This window comes from Bacillus sp. FJAT-27245, from assembly GCF_001273955.1.
In the GTDB taxonomy this organism is placed as follows: domain Bacteria; phylum Bacillota; class Bacilli; order Bacillales; family Cytobacillaceae; genus Bacillus_D.
In genome coordinates this window covers 2578558-2595592 of record NZ_LIGI01000001.1, presented here as the reverse complement: position 1 = coordinate 2595592, position 17035 = coordinate 2578558, and the positions used below count along the sequence as shown (strand labels likewise).

General features: G+C 45.9%; 21 protein-coding genes. 20 read left to right on the top strand and 1 reads right to left on the bottom strand.

Annotated features, from left to right (window positions below):
- Positions 1-2: 2 nt before the first annotated feature.
- The 5 genes from ypeB to rpsA all read left to right on the top strand — a co-directional run bounded on the left by ypeB (position 3) and on the right by rpsA (position 4358).
- Complete coding sequence (gene ypeB / locus ADU24_RS12635) at positions 3-1352, top strand: germination protein YpeB (protein WP_053366976.1); 1350 nt, start codon at positions 3-5, stop codon at positions 1350-1352.
- 38 nt (positions 1353-1390) lie between these two features.
- On the top strand, positions 1391-1579 hold the full coding sequence (locus ADU24_RS12630; RefSeq protein WP_053366975.1) for a YpfB family protein: 189 nt from the start codon (positions 1391-1393) through the stop codon (positions 1577-1579).
- A 216-nt stretch (positions 1580-1795) separates the two neighbouring features.
- The gene (gene cmk, locus ADU24_RS12625; protein WP_053366974.1) at positions 1796-2476 is read left to right on the top strand and encodes a (d)CMP kinase; all 681 of its coding nucleotides are present in this window, start codon (positions 1796-1798) and stop codon (positions 2474-2476) included.
- On the top strand, positions 2473-3066 hold the full coding sequence (locus tag ADU24_RS12620; protein ID WP_053366973.1) for a lysophospholipid acyltransferase family protein: 594 nt from the start codon (positions 2473-2475) through the stop codon (positions 3064-3066). The genes cmk and ADU24_RS12620 overlap by 4 nt, the downstream gene beginning before the upstream one ends.
- Before the next feature lie 152 nt (positions 3067-3218).
- Positions 3219-4358 (top strand): 30S ribosomal protein S1, encoded by a 1140-nt coding sequence (gene rpsA, locus ADU24_RS12615; protein ID WP_053366972.1) that lies wholly within the window; start codon positions 3219-3221, stop codon positions 4356-4358.
- A gap of 69 nt (positions 4359-4427) precedes the next feature.
- On the opposite strand, the gene ADU24_RS22600 is transcribed toward rpsA, so the two are convergent.
- Positions 4428-4568, bottom strand: coding sequence for a YpzI family protein (locus ADU24_RS22600; protein ID WP_082306898.1), 141 nt, complete (start codon positions 4566-4568; stop codon positions 4428-4430).
- Between the two features lie 103 nt (positions 4569-4671).
- Between ADU24_RS22600 and ADU24_RS12610 the strand changes: the two genes are divergently transcribed.
- The 15 genes from ADU24_RS12610 (at position 4672) to ndk (ending at position 16986) form a co-directional block, all read left to right on the top strand.
- Positions 4672-5283: a YphA family membrane protein gene (locus tag ADU24_RS12610; protein ID WP_053366971.1), complete on the top strand. Its 612-nt coding sequence runs from the start codon at positions 4672-4674 to the stop codon at positions 5281-5283.
- The gene (locus tag ADU24_RS12605; RefSeq protein ID WP_053366970.1) at positions 5280-6155 is read left to right on the top strand and encodes a YIEGIA family protein; all 876 of its coding nucleotides are present in this window, start codon (positions 5280-5282) and stop codon (positions 6153-6155) included. Before ADU24_RS12610 ends, ADU24_RS12605 begins: the two co-directional genes overlap by 4 nt.
- Before the next feature lie 18 nt (positions 6156-6173).
- The gene (locus ADU24_RS12600) at positions 6174-6359 is read left to right on the top strand and encodes a capping complex subunit for YIEGIA (protein ID WP_053366969.1); all 186 of its coding nucleotides are present in this window, start codon (positions 6174-6176) and stop codon (positions 6357-6359) included.
- Between the two features lie 163 nt (positions 6360-6522).
- A complete protein-coding gene (gene der, locus ADU24_RS12595) occupies positions 6523-7833 on the top strand; it encodes a ribosome biogenesis GTPase Der (RefSeq protein ID WP_053366968.1) in 1311 nt (436 codons plus the stop codon).
- Positions 7834-7852: 19 nt separating this feature from the next.
- The gene (locus tag ADU24_RS12590; RefSeq protein ID WP_053366967.1) at positions 7853-8896 is read left to right on the top strand and encodes an NAD(P)H-dependent glycerol-3-phosphate dehydrogenase; all 1044 of its coding nucleotides are present in this window, start codon (positions 7853-7855) and stop codon (positions 8894-8896) included.
- 217 nt (positions 8897-9113) lie between these two features.
- Positions 9114-9314, top strand: a complete 201-nt coding sequence (locus tag ADU24_RS12585) for a DUF2768 domain-containing protein (RefSeq protein WP_053366966.1) — start codon at positions 9114-9116, stop codon at positions 9312-9314.
- Between the two features lie 5 nt (positions 9315-9319).
- A complete protein-coding gene (locus tag ADU24_RS12580) occupies positions 9320-10051 on the top strand; it encodes a hypothetical protein (RefSeq protein WP_231689608.1) in 732 nt (243 codons plus the stop codon).
- Positions 10052-10327: 276 nt separating this feature from the next.
- On the top strand, positions 10328-11806 hold the full coding sequence (gene spoIVA, locus ADU24_RS12575; RefSeq protein ID WP_053366965.1) for a stage IV sporulation protein A: 1479 nt from the start codon (positions 10328-10330) through the stop codon (positions 11804-11806).
- A gap of 472 nt (positions 11807-12278) precedes the next feature.
- Entirely contained in the window at positions 12279-12551 is a 273-nt protein-coding gene (locus ADU24_RS12570; RefSeq protein ID WP_053366964.1) for an HU family DNA-binding protein, read from the top strand.
- Between the two features lie 307 nt (positions 12552-12858).
- Positions 12859-13425: a GTP cyclohydrolase I FolE gene (gene folE / locus ADU24_RS12565; protein ID WP_053366963.1), complete on the top strand. Its 567-nt coding sequence runs from the start codon at positions 12859-12861 to the stop codon at positions 13423-13425.
- Positions 13426-13456: 31 nt separating this feature from the next.
- The gene (gene mtrB, locus ADU24_RS12560) at positions 13457-13693 is read left to right on the top strand and encodes a trp RNA-binding attenuation protein MtrB (protein ID WP_053366962.1); all 237 of its coding nucleotides are present in this window, start codon (positions 13457-13459) and stop codon (positions 13691-13693) included.
- A gap of 225 nt (positions 13694-13918) precedes the next feature.
- Positions 13919-14704, top strand: coding sequence for a heptaprenyl diphosphate synthase component 1 (locus ADU24_RS12555; protein ID WP_231689691.1), 786 nt, complete (start codon positions 13919-13921; stop codon positions 14702-14704).
- A gap of 5 nt (positions 14705-14709) precedes the next feature.
- The gene (locus ADU24_RS12550; RefSeq protein WP_053366960.1) at positions 14710-15414 is read left to right on the top strand and encodes a demethylmenaquinone methyltransferase; all 705 of its coding nucleotides are present in this window, start codon (positions 14710-14712) and stop codon (positions 15412-15414) included.
- 41 nt (positions 15415-15455) lie between these two features.
- Positions 15456-16418 carry a heptaprenyl diphosphate synthase component II gene (hepT, locus tag ADU24_RS12545; RefSeq protein WP_053366959.1) on the top strand — a complete coding sequence of 321 codons (963 nt, stop codon included), beginning with the start codon at positions 15456-15458 and terminating at the stop codon, positions 16416-16418.
- Between the two features lie 121 nt (positions 16419-16539).
- The gene (ndk, locus tag ADU24_RS12540; protein ID WP_053366958.1) at positions 16540-16986 is read left to right on the top strand and encodes a nucleoside-diphosphate kinase; all 447 of its coding nucleotides are present in this window, start codon (positions 16540-16542) and stop codon (positions 16984-16986) included.
- Positions 16987-17035: the final 49 nt, after the last annotated feature.

The following is a 17035-nucleotide window of genomic DNA, read 5'->3' as shown; positions in this document are numbered from 1 at the left end:
AAATGATTCGAAACGTCGTAATCGTGCTGCTGGCCATTGGCCTAGCCGGCACGGCCTACTGGGGCTATCAGGAACGGAAGGAGAAAAACGCGGTCCTTCTGAACGCCGAAAACAATTACCAGCAGGCCTTCCATGAATTATCTTACCGGGTTGACGTACTGCATGACAAACTGGGAACAACGCTTGCCATGAATTCGCGCAAATCGCTGTCCCCTTCACTTGCCGAGGTATGGCGGATCACTTCGGAAGCCCGACAAAACGTTGGGCAGCTTCCGTTATCGCTTCTCCCTTTCAACAAGACGGAAGAATTTCTCTCCAATGTTGGTGAATTCAGTTACAGGACCGCTGTCCGCGACTTGGACACAAAGCCTCTGAACGATAAGGAATACAAGGCGTTGCAAACCCTTTATAAACAGTCGGCTGATATCCAGGGTGAATTAAGGCAGGTCCAGCATTTAGTGCTTAAAAACAATTTACGCTGGATGGATGTTGAGCTTGCGCTGGCTTCAGGAAAAGAGAACTCGGACAATACAATCATTGACGGGTTCAAGGTAGTCGAAAAAACCGTTTCAGGATACGAAGATACGGACTTTGGCCCGGAGTTTATCAGCCTGAAAGAAAAAGACAGCAATTTTCAAAACCTGACGGGGAAAAATATATCAAAGGATGAAGCTGTTGCAATCGCAAGAAAATATATTGGCTTTGATGGAAGGGCGAGAACAAAAGTGTCCGAAAATGGGAAGGGCTCTCGTTTTGGCTTTTACACCGTGTCTGTTAAAAACGGCAAAACCGGAATGGAAGCAAGCATGGATATCACCAAAAAAGGAGGCTATCCGGTTTGGTTCCTGAATAACCGCGCGGTCGGCAAACAAAAGATTTCATTAAATGAGGCCGGGAACACGGCCGCTAAATTTCTGAAGGAAAACGGCTACCAATCACTCGATTTGTCCGAAAGCGCCCAATACGATAGCATCGGAGTGTTTACTTTTGTAACAAAAGTGGGCAATGTAAGAATTTATCCCGAATCAATAAAAATAAAGATTGCCCTCGATAATGGCTTGCCTGTGGGGTTTGCCGCCGACGATTATTTAAAGGCAAGGACTGTTCGGAAAATCAAAAGCCCGGCCTTAAGTATCGGGGAAGCTAAAAAGAAAATCAATCCCAAAGTGAAAATCATGGAAGAGAGGCAGGCAATTATCCTGAACGATTTTAACCGTGAAGTATTATGCTTTGAATTTCTGGGAACACTGGGTGACGATACGTACAGGATTTTCATCAACGCCGACTCAGGTGAAGAAGAAAAGGTCGATAAGATGAAAAATGCCGAGGAGATGTTTGAGGACGCAGTCTAGCCTTTTGCGTAAATCTGGTGGGATAGGAGTGGAGGATTATGAAATTCGCTGAACGGATTCTTATCAAAGCGGTGATTGCGCAGTTCATTTTTCTTTTGCTTGCCCAGTTTCTCTTCCACCGATTTGGCGTTTTGCCCGAGTTAAAGGGAGTAACCAAATATGAGGGTATTGGGAAAATGGACCATTCAGATATGCTTGAAGTTTTTCGTGGAAGTAAAGGCAGGTGACTCCTGCCTTTTTCTATTGGCCGGAAAGTTTCCGTTCCTGGAAGCCGCAACCGCTAAAGGATGCTGTCTGTCCCTGTAGGTGAAAATTGCCGTTGAAAAAAAGCACATTATGAAAGAGCATTTAATCATTCTATGGTAAAATGGATAATTGAAGGCAAAAAAGGAAAATAGCCATCGAGCAGCAAATGAGCTTCAGAATGGGTAACAGGAGGAAACATGGACAAGAAAATATCAATAGCGATTGACGGGCCTGCCGCCGCAGGAAAAAGTACAGTAGCTAAGATTGTTGCTGGAAGACTTTCCTATATTTATATCGATACTGGCGCTATGTACCGTGCACTTACATATAAAGCACTGCAAATGGGGACTGATCTTGAGCAGGAAGATAGCCTGTTTGGCATCCTGTTAAACAGCGAAATTGACCTTCTTCCATCCGAAACGGGACAACTCGTTCTTTTGGATGGCAAAGACGTGACGAATGAAATCCGTTATTCTGATGTAACCAATACGGTTTCAATTGTTGCCAGGCATCGAAAGGTAAGGGAAGAAATGGTGAGCAGGCAGCAAAAACTGGCTTCGTACGGAGGCGTTGTCATGGATGGCCGCGATATCGGCACCCATGTCCTCCCCGGTGCTGAGGTTAAGGTATTCCTCCTGGCCAGTGTGGAAGAAAGGGCAATACGCCGCCAGGCCGAAAATGTCCAGAAAGGGATCGAGTCCGACCTTGAAACGCTGAAACAGGAAATTGCCAGGCGCGACAAATTGGATTCCGAAAGGGAGATCGCACCTCTCGTCAAGGCTGAAGATGCGGTTGAAATTGATACAACATCCCTTTCAATCAATGATGTTGTAGATAGAATTATGGCGCTCGTGGAAGAGAGAGTGGGGAAAAAATGACTTTTTATTCATTTGCCAGGTTTGTCGCCAATGCTGCGTTAAAACCAATCTACAGGTATGAAGTGCTCGGGCTCGAGCATTTTCCAAAAGAAGGCGGAGTGCTGCTATGTTCCAACCATATCAATAATTTTGATCCGCCAGTAGTCGGGATCACCGCACCCCGTCCAGTCCATTTTATGGCTAAGGAAGAACTCTTTTCCGTACCCATCCTGAAGAATATCGTAAGGGCCTGCAATGCATTTCCGGTAAAGCGGGGAATGAGCGACCGGGAGGCGCTCCGGAAAGGTCTTGGAGTTTTAAAGGCGGGAGAGGKTTTAGGATTGTTTCCTGAGGGAACAAGAAGCAAAACGGGAGAATTGGGCGAAGGGTTGGCAGGAGCCGGCTTTTTTGCGCTCAGGTCTGATGCCCATGTTGTTCCATGCGCAATCATCGGCCCGTACAAGCCATTCAGGAAGCTGAGGGTGATCTACGGAAAGCCGATTGACATGGATCGGGTGCGGAAAGAAAAAGCGTCCGCTGAAGCTGCGACTGAATTAATCATGTCGGAAATACGCAAACTTATTGAGGAACACAAAGGGGTTTCCGCTTGACAAAAAAGCCCTTTTGTAAGAAGTTATTACAAAGGAATACTTTTTTGAATATTCTACGAATCGCAGCCGTTATGATGGGCGCCGCATGCATGAGCAGCATGTGCCGCATCTATATATTTCAAAGGGCAGCCAATGGTTAAGGAGGAGTACATATGTCGGAAGATTTGAATCACATTGAAGTCGGGAATTTTGAAGTTGGAGACAGAGTGACTGGACAAGTAACCAAAGTGGAAGAAAAACAGGTACTTGTTGATATCCAAAACAGTAAACTCGATGGAATCATTCCAATCAGCGAATTGTCGAGCATTCATATTGAGAAAGCTTCAGATGCAGTGGCGGAAGGGGATTCTCTTGAACTTGAAGTCCTAAAGGTCGAGGAAGAAGCACTCATTCTATCCAAACGCAAGGTTGACGCCGAAAAAGCATGGGATGTCCTTGAGCAAAAATTCCAAAGCGGGGAAGTTTTCAACGCCGAAGTAAAGGATGTAGTCAAGGGCGGGCTGGTAGTCGATCTCGGAGTGCGCGGCTTTGTCCCAGCATCGCTTGTCGAGGCTTATTTTGTAGAGGATTTTTCTGATTATAAAGGAAAAGAGCTTTCCTTTAAAATAGTCGAACTTGATAAGGAAAAGAACAGGCTGATTCTCTCTCACAGGGCTGTAGTTGAGGAAGAAAAGGGCAAAAAGAAACAGGATTTACTTGAATCCATCCAGTCTGGCCAAGTAATTGAAGGTACAGTCCAAAGGATTACCGACTTCGGGGCGTTTGTGGATATCGGTGGCATCGATGGCCTTGTCCATATTTCCCAACTGTCCCATGAGCATGTTGAAAAGCCTGGCGATGTTGTCCAGGAAGGCCAGAAGGTCCAGGTAAAGGTTTTGGGGGTCGATCGTGACAACGAACGAATCTCGCTTTCAATTAAGGAAACGCTCCCTGGCCCATGGGCTAATATTTCAGATAAGGCCGCAAAGGGCAGCGTGTTGACCGGAACAGTCCGCAGGCTAGTCTCCTATGGCGCATTTGTTGAAGTTTTCCCTGGGGTGGAAGGCTTGGTCCACATTTCCCAAATCGCACACAAACATATTGGCACACCTCATGAAGTTCTGAAAGAAGGCCAGGAAGTCCAGGTCAAGGTGCTTGATGTGAACGAAAAGGAACAGCGCCTATCCCTTAGCATCAAGGATTTGTTGGAACGGGATGCCGAAGAAAACATGGACTATGAACTACCCGAAGAATCAAAAGGTTTTCAGCTGGGAGAACTGCTTGGCGATAAACTAAAGGATTTAAAGAAATAGATTTTTAAAAGCTTCCGCGAAAACGCGGAAGCTTTTTTGTTTGAAACCTTATCCTTGCTCCCGTCAGGGTTATTTTTTTCCGTCATTTAGCTTTCTTGCTTCTTCCGGGGTTTGAAGCCCCGTTGCCCCGGGGTAGTGAAGCGACTGGTCGCGGTCGGATTCAACCCTTTTGCTTTCCCGCAGCTTTTTTTCCTGCCTATCTTTACCCATCACGTATCACCTCCACTAAATAAATTATTTGTTTAACAAAGACTATTCATTCTGGTATGAAATTACATGCCATTTACCATAATGGTAAGGATAGGAGGTAGGCATGTTGGAGGGGTATTTGTTTTATTTGGTGGCATGGCTCACGTGGATTTATCTGGCATTTCTGGCTGGCGGCCGTTTGAGGTCAATGAAGGGATTGCAGGCTGCAATTTTGCTTTCGATTATTGCTTCGCCACTTCATATTCAGGCCGGGGAATCGATGGTGTTTTTGGGAGCGATAAGCATTTTCGTGTACTCGCTCACTCGCATTGCCAAGGCAGACGGGAAAGAAAAGATGTATTTCATTGCATGTTCCTTTATCTTATCCCTTTTATATTGTTCAATCAGCCTTTTTGAACTGTTCGATCCGATTGTATTTATTATAAAAAAACAATGGTTCATAGCTTCCGTTTTTGGGTTGATCTTACCAATCCTCTATAGGACCCTGAAAGGGCGGCTGCTTTTGGCTGTAATTGGCATGTTTCAGGGAGAAATGCTTTACGCTTTCGTCCTCCAAAATAACTCATTGCTATTTGAGGCCGGAGGGTACACGTTTTTGGATACAATGTCGCTGGTGGCCGTTGTTGCAGTTAGTTGGAGCACATTTGAAAGTTTTGCCTCATGGCTCGGTTCATCGCTTAGTTCGCTTGAAAAAGGCAGGAAATCATCCCAATGAATGCATACACGATGCCAATCATTGCCGGCATGGTTTCGGGAATAATTGTACGGATTTACATGCTAAGGTCCGATTACAGGCAGTACCCAACCTACCTTCACGGCCGGATTGTCCATATATCAGTTGGTGTTATCGCTGCGGGGCTTGGAGCTGTCGCCATTCCATCGATAATGGAAAAGGAGTTTACGGCGGTCACATTTCTCGCCCTTGCAGCGACCCAGTTCAGGGAAGTAAGGAACATGGAAAGAAATACATTAACCGTCCTGGATGGGTATGAACTGGTGCCGAGGGGAAGCACTTATATCGAAGGTATAGCGATTGCCTTCGAAAGCCGAAATTACCTCGTTATTTTAACTGCCTTAACAGTGACCCTTGCCTATTTGGCGGTGAATTTTATAGTAGCGGCGCTTGTTGCAATAGCAGCCCTTCTCCTCTCAAAAGTGTTGATGTCAGGAGGAACAATAAATAGGCTCGCGGATATTGAGTATGTAAAACCCCATTTTGACGGGCCTGGCCTGTACGTTGGGTCGATTTATATTATGAACATAGGCCTGCCTGATAGAAGAAAAGAAATTTTGGAGAATGGAATGGGCTTTATTCTTATGCCGAAAAATGCGAACGCCAAAATAACAATTGCGAACCTGGGGCAGCGGCAGGCCATCTTGCACGATGTTTCGACCGCTTTGGGCGTGTACAGGGATTCGGGCACCCCTGCCCTTGTCCCGTTGGCAAAATTAGATTTAAAGGACGGCAGGCTTGGCGTCTTCGTGCTGCCTCATGTGAGCGATCCCGACAAGGCAATCGAGGTGATCGGGGCAGTGCCCGCATTGGAAAATGCAATCAGGATGCCTGCCGGGAATGGGAATGGCTAATGCATGGAGGATAACTCAATGACTATTGAAAAATTCATACTTGCTGTTGTGACGACAAATCCGAAAAGCATATCGGGAGGCGTGAGTGTATTCCATTGCGAGTCAGCGGAAAAGATGGAGCAAATCGCGGCAACCCTCGAGGCGATCCTTGATGGTATTGCCCATTCACTTTCCGAGGATACTTGCATAATTGTAAAGCATTGATCCAGCGATGTTTTCATTGCGCTATTGCCTTATCATTGATACTATAATTAAGTTAAGCCCTTCCACATTCCAGAAGGGTTTATTTTTTAGAGTGGAAGACAATGCGGGGCATCGAGATGAATGTGTGCCGCGATTTTAAAATGAGAAGTTAAGGGTGAGTTGAATGGTAAAACCAACAGTTGCGATTGTCGGACGCCCAAACGTAGGCAAATCAACGATTTTCAATAGGATTGTCGGAGAAAGAATTTCAATTGTAGAAGACATCCCCGGTGTTACCCGGGACAGAATTTACAGCTCGGCCGAATGGTTGACGCACGACTTTAATATTATTGATACAGGGGGAATCGACATTGGCGACGAACCCTTCCTTGAGCAAATCAGGCAGCAGGCCGAGATTGCCATTGAAGAAGCCGATGTCATTATCTTTTTGGTGAATGGCCGTGAAGGTGTGACCGCTGCCGATGAAGAAGTGGCTAAAATCCTCTATAAAACTAAAAAGCCTGTTGTACTGGCAGTAAATAAAATTGATAATCCTGAAATGCGCGCGGATATATTCGATTTTTACGCACTTGGGTTCGGTGAGCCTTTTCCAGTTTCGGGCTCGCATGGACTTGGGCTTGGAGATCTTCTTGATGAGGCCGCGAAGCATTTTCCGAAATTCGAAGGCGATGAGTACTCGGAGGACACAATAAAATTCAGCCTTATTGGAAGGCCGAATGTTGGAAAATCGTCTCTTGTAAACGCCCTTCTTGGTGAAGAACGCGTCATTGTCAGCGACATCGCAGGCACGACACGCGACGCAATCGATTCGGTGTATGAGCATGAAGGCCAGGAATACGTTATTATTGATACGGCAGGGATGAGAAAAAAAGGAAAAGTTTATGAAAGCACCGAAAAATACAGCGTCCTCCGGGCATTGAGGGCCATTGAACGGTCGGATGTCGTCCTAGTCGTACTGAACGCCGAGGAGGGAATCATCGAGCAGGATAAGAAAATTGCTGGTTATGCCCACGAAGCTGGCCGGGCGGTAGTCATTGTCGTAAATAAATGGGACGCAATCGAAAAAGATGAAAAGACGATGAAGGAATTTGAAGAAAAAGTAAGGGAGCATTTTCAGTTCCTTGATTACGCGCCAATTGTGTTCCTTTCGGCCAAGACAAAAAAACGGGTCCAGACGCTTCTCCCGGTTATCAATATGGTGAGCGAAAATCACGCCATGCGTGTTCAGACAACAATCCTGAATGACATCATCATGGATGCGGTAGCAATGAATCCGACTCCTACCGATAAAGGGAGAAGGCTGAAGATTTATTATGCGACCCAGGTAGCCGTCAAGCCCCCGGCATTTGTTGTATTTGTAAATGATCCGGAGATGATGCATTTTTCGTATGAGCGGTTCCTGGAAAACAGGATAAGGGACGCATTTGGCTTTGAGGGGACTCCAATCAGGATTTATGCCAGGGAGAGAAAATAAATAAAAGGTCGTGATCTGAATGGAAATTGCAGTTCTGGGAGCGGGCAGTTGGGGAACAGCCCTTGCCCTGGTCCTTGCAGACAATCGCCACAAAGTGAAGCTTTGGAGCCATAATCCGCAACAGGCTCAGGAAATCAATACGGTGCGTTCCAACGAACGATACTTGCCGGGGATAACAATTCCCGAAGCCATCCAGGCCACCGCATCGTTTGAAGATGCTCTTGAAGGGGTGGATACAGTTATTCTTGCTGTTCCCACAAAAGCAATTAGGGAAGTATCCGGGAAAATCCGGGAAACACGGAAACAGCCGCTTACCCTTGTCCATGTCAGCAAAGGCATCGAGCCGGATTCTCTCCTCCGTATATCGGAAATGATTCAGGAAGAAATCCCGCCTGAACTTCTTGCCGCCCTCGTGGTCCTATCAGGTCCGAGCCACGCGGAGGAAGTGAGCCTGCGCCACCCGACTACCGTGACCGTTTCTTCGGAAAATATGGACGAGGCGGAAAGGATTCAAGATCTCTTCATAAATCAAAACTTCAGGGTATACACCAATCCCGATATAATCGGGGTGGAGATTGGCGGCGCGCTGAAGAACATCATTGCCCTTGCGGCAGGGATTACGGATGGCCTCGGCTTCGGTGATAATGCGAAAGCCGCCTTGATGACCAGGGGGCTTGCGGAAATCGCGAGGCTTGGGGTGAGGATGGGAGCCAATCCATTAACTTTTTCCGGCCTCGCCGGGATAGGGGATTTGATTGTAACATGCACGAGTGTCCATTCAAGGAACTGGAGGGCGGGGAACCTTCTTGGGAAGGGCCAGACGCTAGAGGAAGTTCTAAACAATATGGGGATGGTCGTCGAGGGCGTCCGGACAACGAAGGCCGCCTTCCAGCTTGCCAAGAAATATGAGGTGCAAATGCCGATTACAGAAACATTGCACAAAGTTTTATTCGAAGGGCTTCCAGCAAAGGAAGGCGCGGAATTATTGATGGCTCGGGGAAAGACGCATGAGATGGAAGATTTGGCGAATATCCTGAACGAGCATGGAAGCGATCCGCTTTAATTCTCAAACGTGGGCGATTGGCGATGCATTTGTTTTTTATGATGCATACAATGCAACGAATCAAACTGGTAGTGTGAATGTGTTTGGGTATTTTAGTCAATTGGTTTGAGCAAGGAAACGCCCCCTTGCTCTTTTCTTTTTGCATCCGCGTCCGTTCCCTTTCAACCTGCTGCCAGCCTATGATATAATTACTCTCGGTAAAAGGGGGGGATGTGCTTTGTCACCGGCATTAATGAAAATGTGGGTATCTCTTGCTGCAATGGGGTTTATGTTTATTTCGATTATTACCATTTATTTTAGCAGATATAAATTAAAAGGAGTTTTTCGCTTCGTTACAGCCTTATTTGCGTATGCATTAATGATTTTTTCAGGGATTATCATATTCCTCGTAGTGATGAGCGGACCTACAGGAGGATAACGAATATGATTAAAGAGAGTTGGTCAAAGATGAAGATTGCCAGACTGGCTTTGCCGGCTTTAATGATCATGTTCCTGGGGGGCTGCATGTATCCGAGTGATAAGCTTTCCAAGAACCAGATTCCATATAAAGAACAAATTGAATCGGTCCAAGCTGCTGTTGCAAACTTCCAAAAGGATAACGGCGGCATTCTTCCCATTAAAACAAAGGAAGCCGACACGCCGATTTATGAAAAGTATGTAATTGATTTTTCAAAAATATCACCACGCTATATACAGGAGCCGCCCGGGAATGCGTTTGAAAACGGCGGGATTTTTCAATATGTCCTGATCGATGTTGAAACGAACCCGACAGTCAAGCTTCTGGATTTGCGGATTGTCGACCAAATCCGCGACATAAAAATGCGAATCAACGCGAACGGCTATCCGCCTTTCAAGGAAGCATTGGCTAAAAATGTGTATTCCCTGGATTTTAAAAAGCTGGGGTATAAAACCCCTCCTTTTGTGGTAAGCCCGTTCACACAGCATAATCTCTCGTTCGTCATCGGCCCGAATGCCGAAATTTATGTTGATTATAGCAGTGATCTGTACCAGTTCCTGCAAAAATCTTCCCGCCATTTCAAGCCGGGCGATGACATCCGATCCGTCCTGACAGATGAATCAATGTTTGTTCCTGCCTTCTCGCTTCCCTATACAATCGATGGCGAAACCGGCGAGCCAGTTTTCAAGGAAAGCTAGTAAAATAGCAAATCGAGAAATCGTCTTTTACGGTGATTAACAGTCATAACCCTTCTCCTGATTAATATATTTACAGGAGAAGGGTTTTTTATGTTTCCCCATGTGCATTGAATTTTCGTTGTCGTTAATAAAAACCGGGCAATCCGACAGGAGGTAAAAATAAATATAGTAAACTAACGCATAAAACAATAGGACAACATCATAAACATATACTGTCCAACAATACCTAAAATGGATACGATTATCCCACTTATTCTAGGATCGGGAGGGGATCTCTTGGAAAGGGTAGATATTTTTAAAGATATTGCCGAACGGACTGGCGGCGATATTTATCTCGGAGTTGTCGGGGCTGTGCGGACCGGCAAATCCACTTTTATTAAAAAATTCATGGAACTGGTTGTCTTGCCCAATATGAGCAACGAGGCAGACAAGGCAAGGACGATGGATGAGCTGCCGCAAAGCGCCGCCGGAAAAACAATCATGACCACAGAGCCGAAATTTGTCCCAAATCAGGCGGCCGCCGTCTATGTGGATGAGGGGCTAGAAGTAAATATCCGCCTGGTTGACTGTGTAGGCTATACTGTTCCCGGAGCGAAGGGGTATGAAGATGAGAATGGGCCTCGTATGATTACAACCCCCTGGTATGAAGAGCCGATTCCCTTCCACGAGGCTGCCGAAATCGGTACGAGGAAGGTTATCCAGGAACATTCCACAATAGGCGTTGTCATAACAACAGACGGTACGATTGGGGAAATACCGCGCACTTCCTACCTTGATGCGGAGGAAAGGGTAATCAATGAGCTTAAGGAAGTAGGAAAGCCTTTCATCATGGTTGTCAACAGCGCCCAGCCGCACCATCCAAACACGGAAGCGCTCCGGTCCAGCCTAGCTGAAAAATACGATATTCCAGTCATTGCGATGAGTGTGGAAGGAATGCGCGAATCAGATGTACTGAATGTCCTTAGGGAAGCGCTTTATGAATTCCCGGTTCTTGAGGTGAATGTGAACCTTCCTAGCTGGGTCATGGTTCTAAGAGAGAATCACTGGCTGCGTGAAAGTTATCAGGAAGCCGTCCGCGATACAGTAAAAGACATTAAAAGGCTCAGGGATGTTGACAGGGTCGTCCATCAATTCAGCGATTTTGACTTCATTGAGAGGGCGGGGCTCGCCGGAATTGAGATGGGCCAGGGTGTCGCCGAGATCGACCTCTATGCCCCGGACGAACTATATGATGAAATCCTTAAGGAGATTGTCGGCGTAGAAATCCGCGGAAAGGACCATCTTCTCGAGCTTATGCAGGATTTCGCACATGCCAAAGCGGAATATGACCATATTTCGGATGCGTTAAGGATGGTAAAGCAGACCGGGTATGGAATCGCTTCTCCAACCCTCTCGGATATGAGCCTTGAAGAGCCTGAAATCATCAGGCAGGGCGCCCGTTTCGGGGTAAGGCTAAAGGCGGTTGCACCTTCAATCCATATGATCAAAGTCGATGTGGAATCCGAATTCGCACCGATAATCGGAACGGAGAAACAAAGCGAAGAGCTCGTCCGCTACCTCATGCAGGACTTCGAGGATGACCCGCTTTCAATCTGGAACTCCGATATTTTTGGCAGGAGCCTAAGTTCAATTGTAAGGGAAGGGATTCACGCGAAAATATCCCTTATGCCAGATAATGCAAGATATAAATTGAAAGAAACGCTAGAGAGAATAATTAATGAGGGGTCCGGGGGATTGATTGCCATTATACTGTAGAACTGGCAAACAGGAAAATTCCAGGTTTTCCTCCCTCCTTAATAAATGATACGTGAAAGGAGCGGCCGAATCAGGCCTCTCTTTTTTTGATTTTTTGGTTCGCATTATGTTTTAATAAGAGTTCAACAGGGAAGATTTCAAGGAAAACATGACAGGCTTCGACATTTTTCAGCTATGGTTGTTGAAAAAGTAAAAAGATTTCCACTATTGACATGAATATTCTTGATAACAACTAGTGATTGTGATAATCTTTTAACAGAATTAGCCTTATAAAGCACAAAGCCTTTATTTCATTGGGTTTTCTTTTAGTTTTTTTTATCAAAACGATTGAAATCCCTCAAGGCTTGCTTTATGATTAGCCTTGTCAATTAAAATACGCTTTCGCGTATAGAATTGATGAAATTTGTTTAGAAATGTAGATAAGTAATCATATCTACTCACTGGGCAAATTATTTGGGAGGAGGTGAATGGCATGAACAAGACAGAACTTATCAATGCAGTTGCAGAGGCTAGCGAACTTTCTAGGAAGGATGCTACCAAAGCGGTTGATGCTGTTTTTGATTCCATTTTGGAAGCTCTTAAAAAAGGCGAGAAAGTTTCGTTGATCGGATTCGGTAACTTCGAGGTTCGCGAACGTTCCGCTCGTAAGGGCCGCAACCCGCAAACAGGCGATGAAATCGAAATCGCTGCAAGCAAGGTGCCTGCATTCAAACCGGGCAAACAACTCAAAGACGCTGTGAAATAATTACATAGAATTGTGCTTTGGGCGCAAAAAGCCATGGATTCCTCCATGGCTTTTTTCTGTTTTTCCGTACACCTGCGTGACTGCTACGGCCAATGGACCAGTTTTGGTATTTTCACTGCCTTGTTCCATGTTTGGACAGCAAAGTGGAATATCAAAGGAAGTGTGTCCATAGTTGGGCAAGCGCGGACTGCAGGCACATGCGATGATTCCTAAGGATACTCAAAAAAAGCCTAACATTTTGCCTGTGTTAAAATGGGTATGCTAATATGGAGAAGACTTGCAAGATAACAGTAGGGGGTTTAAGCAAATGGCAACCGTAAATAAAGCCCAGATAGAAGAGGCGGTGCGTTCCATCCTGGAAGCGATCGGGGAGGATCCAAACCGTGAAGGGCTACTGGATACACCAAAACGTGTAGCGAAAATGTATGAAGAAGTTTTTAGCGGGATGAATCAAGATCCCGGTGAATATTTTGAGACGATTTTCGGAGAGGACCATGAAGAGCTTGTGCTCGTAAAGGATATTTCTTTTTATTCGATGTGCGAGCATCACCTTGTACCCTTTTTTGGAAAAGCACATGTGGCCTACCTGCCTAGGAACGGAAGGGTTACTGGGCTGAGCAAACTGGCCAGGGCGGTCGAGGCAGTAGCGAAACGGCCGCAGCTGCAGGAGAGGATTACCTCCGAAATCGCAAACAGCATTATGGATAAGCTTCAGCCGCATGGCGTGATGGTAGTCGTTGAGGCGGAACATATGTGCATGACGATGCGAGGAGTTAAGAAACCGGGATCAAAAACGGTAACGTCCGCCGTCCGTGGCATTTTTGTCGAAAATGCAATTGCGAGATCGGAAGTTTTATCCTTTATCAACAACTGATCAGTGAAACTGCATGGCGGAGGTGATGGAAATGGAGAAACGAGAACAGCAAACAGGGGAATTCATCGTCATTAAGGCGATTGAAGACGGCGTGAGCGTTATCGGCTTGACTAGGGGAACGGACACGAGGTTCCACCATTCGGAAAAACTGGACAAAGGTGAAGTCATGATCGCCCAATTTACTGAACACACCTCGGCAATGAAAATAAGGGGCAAAGCGACCATCCTGACAAGCGTAGGAGAAGTGGAAAGCGGTCCCGGGAAATAACATTCACCCAGAACGGCTCTAAAGGCCGTTCTGTTGTTTTTTATGGCTTTCCTCAGGTGCCCCTTATTATTTTATGAAATTTCCCCATTGAAAAACGATTTATGATATAATGATGTCTGCTATGTTTAGGGCAAATGGAGGAGCCTTCCGATTTAATTAGACTCCTTCGGCCCAAGAGTGCTGGCGCAGCTTAGGCATACCCCGGGGTGATAAATAGTGCAGGAAATGAACAGCAAAATCGCAGAGATAAAGGGCCTTATCGAAAAAAAAGTCCTTCATCCCTATCTGCTAAAATACATACAAGTCCCCATTATAGACAACGACAAGCTCTTGTTGCTTGTTTCGGCGATGGAAGGGCTTGACTTGACCGATCGGGAAAGGGAAAATTATGCCCTTACAGCCATGCTTGTGCAAATTGCCCTCGACATTCACGAGCACGTTTCGAATACACAGTCCCTGGCCGGCACGAAGGTACGGCAATTGACCGTCCTAGCTGGCGATTACTACAGCGGGCTATATTATAAGCATTTGGCTGAATCGGACGATATCCTGATGATTCGCTCCCTTTCGAAAGGGATTAAAAAAGTAAATGAACATAAAACACTGCTTTACCAGAAAGAATTCAAGTCGGCCGGAATGCTTCTCGAAACCATGAAAAGCATTGAGGCATCTGTCCTGGCGAAATTTTTCGGCTTTTTTGGCAGGGACGCCTGGATTCCATTTATGGAAAGCTTTCTCCTTCTAAAAAGGCTTCTTAAGGAAAGAAATGATTACTTGACAGATGGAACTTCACCGTTCTTTGATGCTCTGTATGCTCTTGATGACACAGCAGCTCTACCTCGCGGAAACCGGCATTCGGGACTCCTTTTGGAACTGCTTGACCATGAACTTGTTTCCTTGAGGAATGAACTGAAGGACAGGATGGGCGCCGTGAAAAACGTCAATGCCTCAATGAGAAGCAGGGCGGAAGAATTGCTGGGTGAAATAAAAATATTTGTGGAAGAAGGTTAAGGAGCATGGAACGTTCTAAGGAAGAACGGGTTCATTCGGTCTTTGAAAGCATCTATGACAATTATGACAAAATGAATTCCGTAATCAGCTTCAAGCAGCACATTGCATGGCGGAAGGACACAATGAAAAGGATGAATGTCCGCCCTGGCTCCAAAGCCCTCGACCTTTGCTGCGGAACGGCCGACTGGACGATTGCCCTGGCCGACGCCGTTGGAAAGGGCGGGGAAGTTATTGGCCTTGATTTCAGCAAGAATATGCTCAAGGTTGGCCAGCAAAAAATTAAAGCCCTGAATCTTGCCAACGCCACTCTTATTCACGGAAACGCAATGGAACTGCCATTTCCGGACAATACTTTCGATTATGTCACGATTGGCTTTGGTCTTAGGAATGTTCCCGATTATATGCAGGTACTAAAGGAGATGCACAGAGTTGTTAAACCCGGCGGCCTAGCAGTCTGCCTTGAAACCTCACAGCCGACGCTGCCCGTATACAGGCAGTTGTATTTCTTTTATTTCAAATATATCATGCCGTTATTCGGGAAGATGTTCGCGAAAAGCTACAATGAATACTCATGGCTCCAGGAATCCGCGCGTGACTTTCCGGGTGCGAAGAAGCTTGCCGGCATGTTCGAGAAGGCCGGCTTTCAAAAGGTGTCGTACAAGCCATACAGCGGGGGCGCCGCCGCTGCCCACTTCGGGCAAAAAAAATAGATTCAAGAAGTTTTTACTAAAAAAGCAGGGTGAATGCCTCTATGAAATTAAAAATGATGACTTCATTTTTAAATTCCGATCTTACTTTAATCGAGAATACACTTGAAGAAACAATCCAGGCGGAATCCTTGCTGTTGCGGAAGGCTTCTTTGCATACCCTCCAGGCGGGCGGAAAACGGATCCGTCCTGTTTTTGTTTTGCTGGCTGCCAAATTCGGGGAATATGATATCCATGTCATTAAGAATGTCGCTGTTTCGCTCGAATTGATTCACATGGCTTCGCTTGTCCATGATGATGTAATTGATGACGCGGAACTGCGAAGGGGCAAGCCGACGATTAAATCCAAATGGGATAATCGAATCGCAATGTATACAGGGGATTATATTTTTGCCCTCTCACTCGAATTAATGACTTCAATTGAAAAACCATTGGCACATAAAATCCTCGCACATACGATTGTCGAAGTTTGTGTCGGCGAAATCCAGCAAATCAGGGATAAATACAGGTTCGACCAATCGATGAGGGATTATTTCAGAAGAATTAAGCGGAAGACCGCCCTCCTTATCGCAGTTAGCTGCCAACTGGGGGCAATAGCCGCCGGCGCGAGTGGTGAAATCAGCAGAAAACTGTATTGGTTTGGCTATTATGTCGGGATGTCCTATCAAATTATTGACGATATCCTTGATTTTACCTCGACGGAAAAAGAACTTGGAAAGCCTGCTGGAAGCGATCTTCTCCAGGGGAATATTACCGCTCCTGTCCTTTATGCAATGGCTGATCCCTATGTAAGGGATAAAATTGTCAAAATTAATGAACATACAAGCCAAGAAAATCTTGATGAAATAATCGGTTCAATTAAAAAGTCGGGTGCCATTGAAAAGTCGCTTCAATTAAGTGACCGCTATTTGAATAAGGCATTGGACATCCTTGACGGGCTGCCGCAAAACCGTGCCAAAAAGACCTTGAAGGATATAGCGAAAACTATCGGGAAAAGAAAATTCTGATTCCTTTCGAAAAAACATCGTTTCGCCTCTTCTTTCTTGCGCAATCCTCTAAACAATGTTAACATTTTCGTGAAATGCCTTTATAGAAATATTGGTACATACTTGTTTAGGAGTGGAAAGAATGGAAAAAACGTTTTTAATGGTTAAACCAGACGGGGTACAAAGAGCTGTTATCGGAGAAATCGTGGCCCGTTTTGAAAAGAAGGGTTTCCAGCTTGTCGGGGCAAAATTAATGAATATTCCCCGCGAATTGGCTGAAGAGCATTATGGGGAGCACAAGGAGCGTCCGTTTTTCGGCGAATTGGTTGACTTCATTACTTCCGGCCCGGTCTTCGCCATGGTATGGCAAGGCGAGAATGTTATCGCGACAGCCCGCCAAATGATGGGGGCTACCAATCCAAAGGATGCGGCGCCTGGAACGATTCGTGGGGATTTCGCCCTGACAGTCGGCAAGAACATCATTCACGGTTCGGATTCACCTGCAAGCGCGGAACGCGAAATCGGCATTTTCTTCAAGCAGGAAGAGCTTGTTGAATACACAAAATTAATGAACGACTGGGCATATTAATCCCAAAGGGCACTTGTCAAAACGAGTGCCCTTTTTGTATACGTTTTCT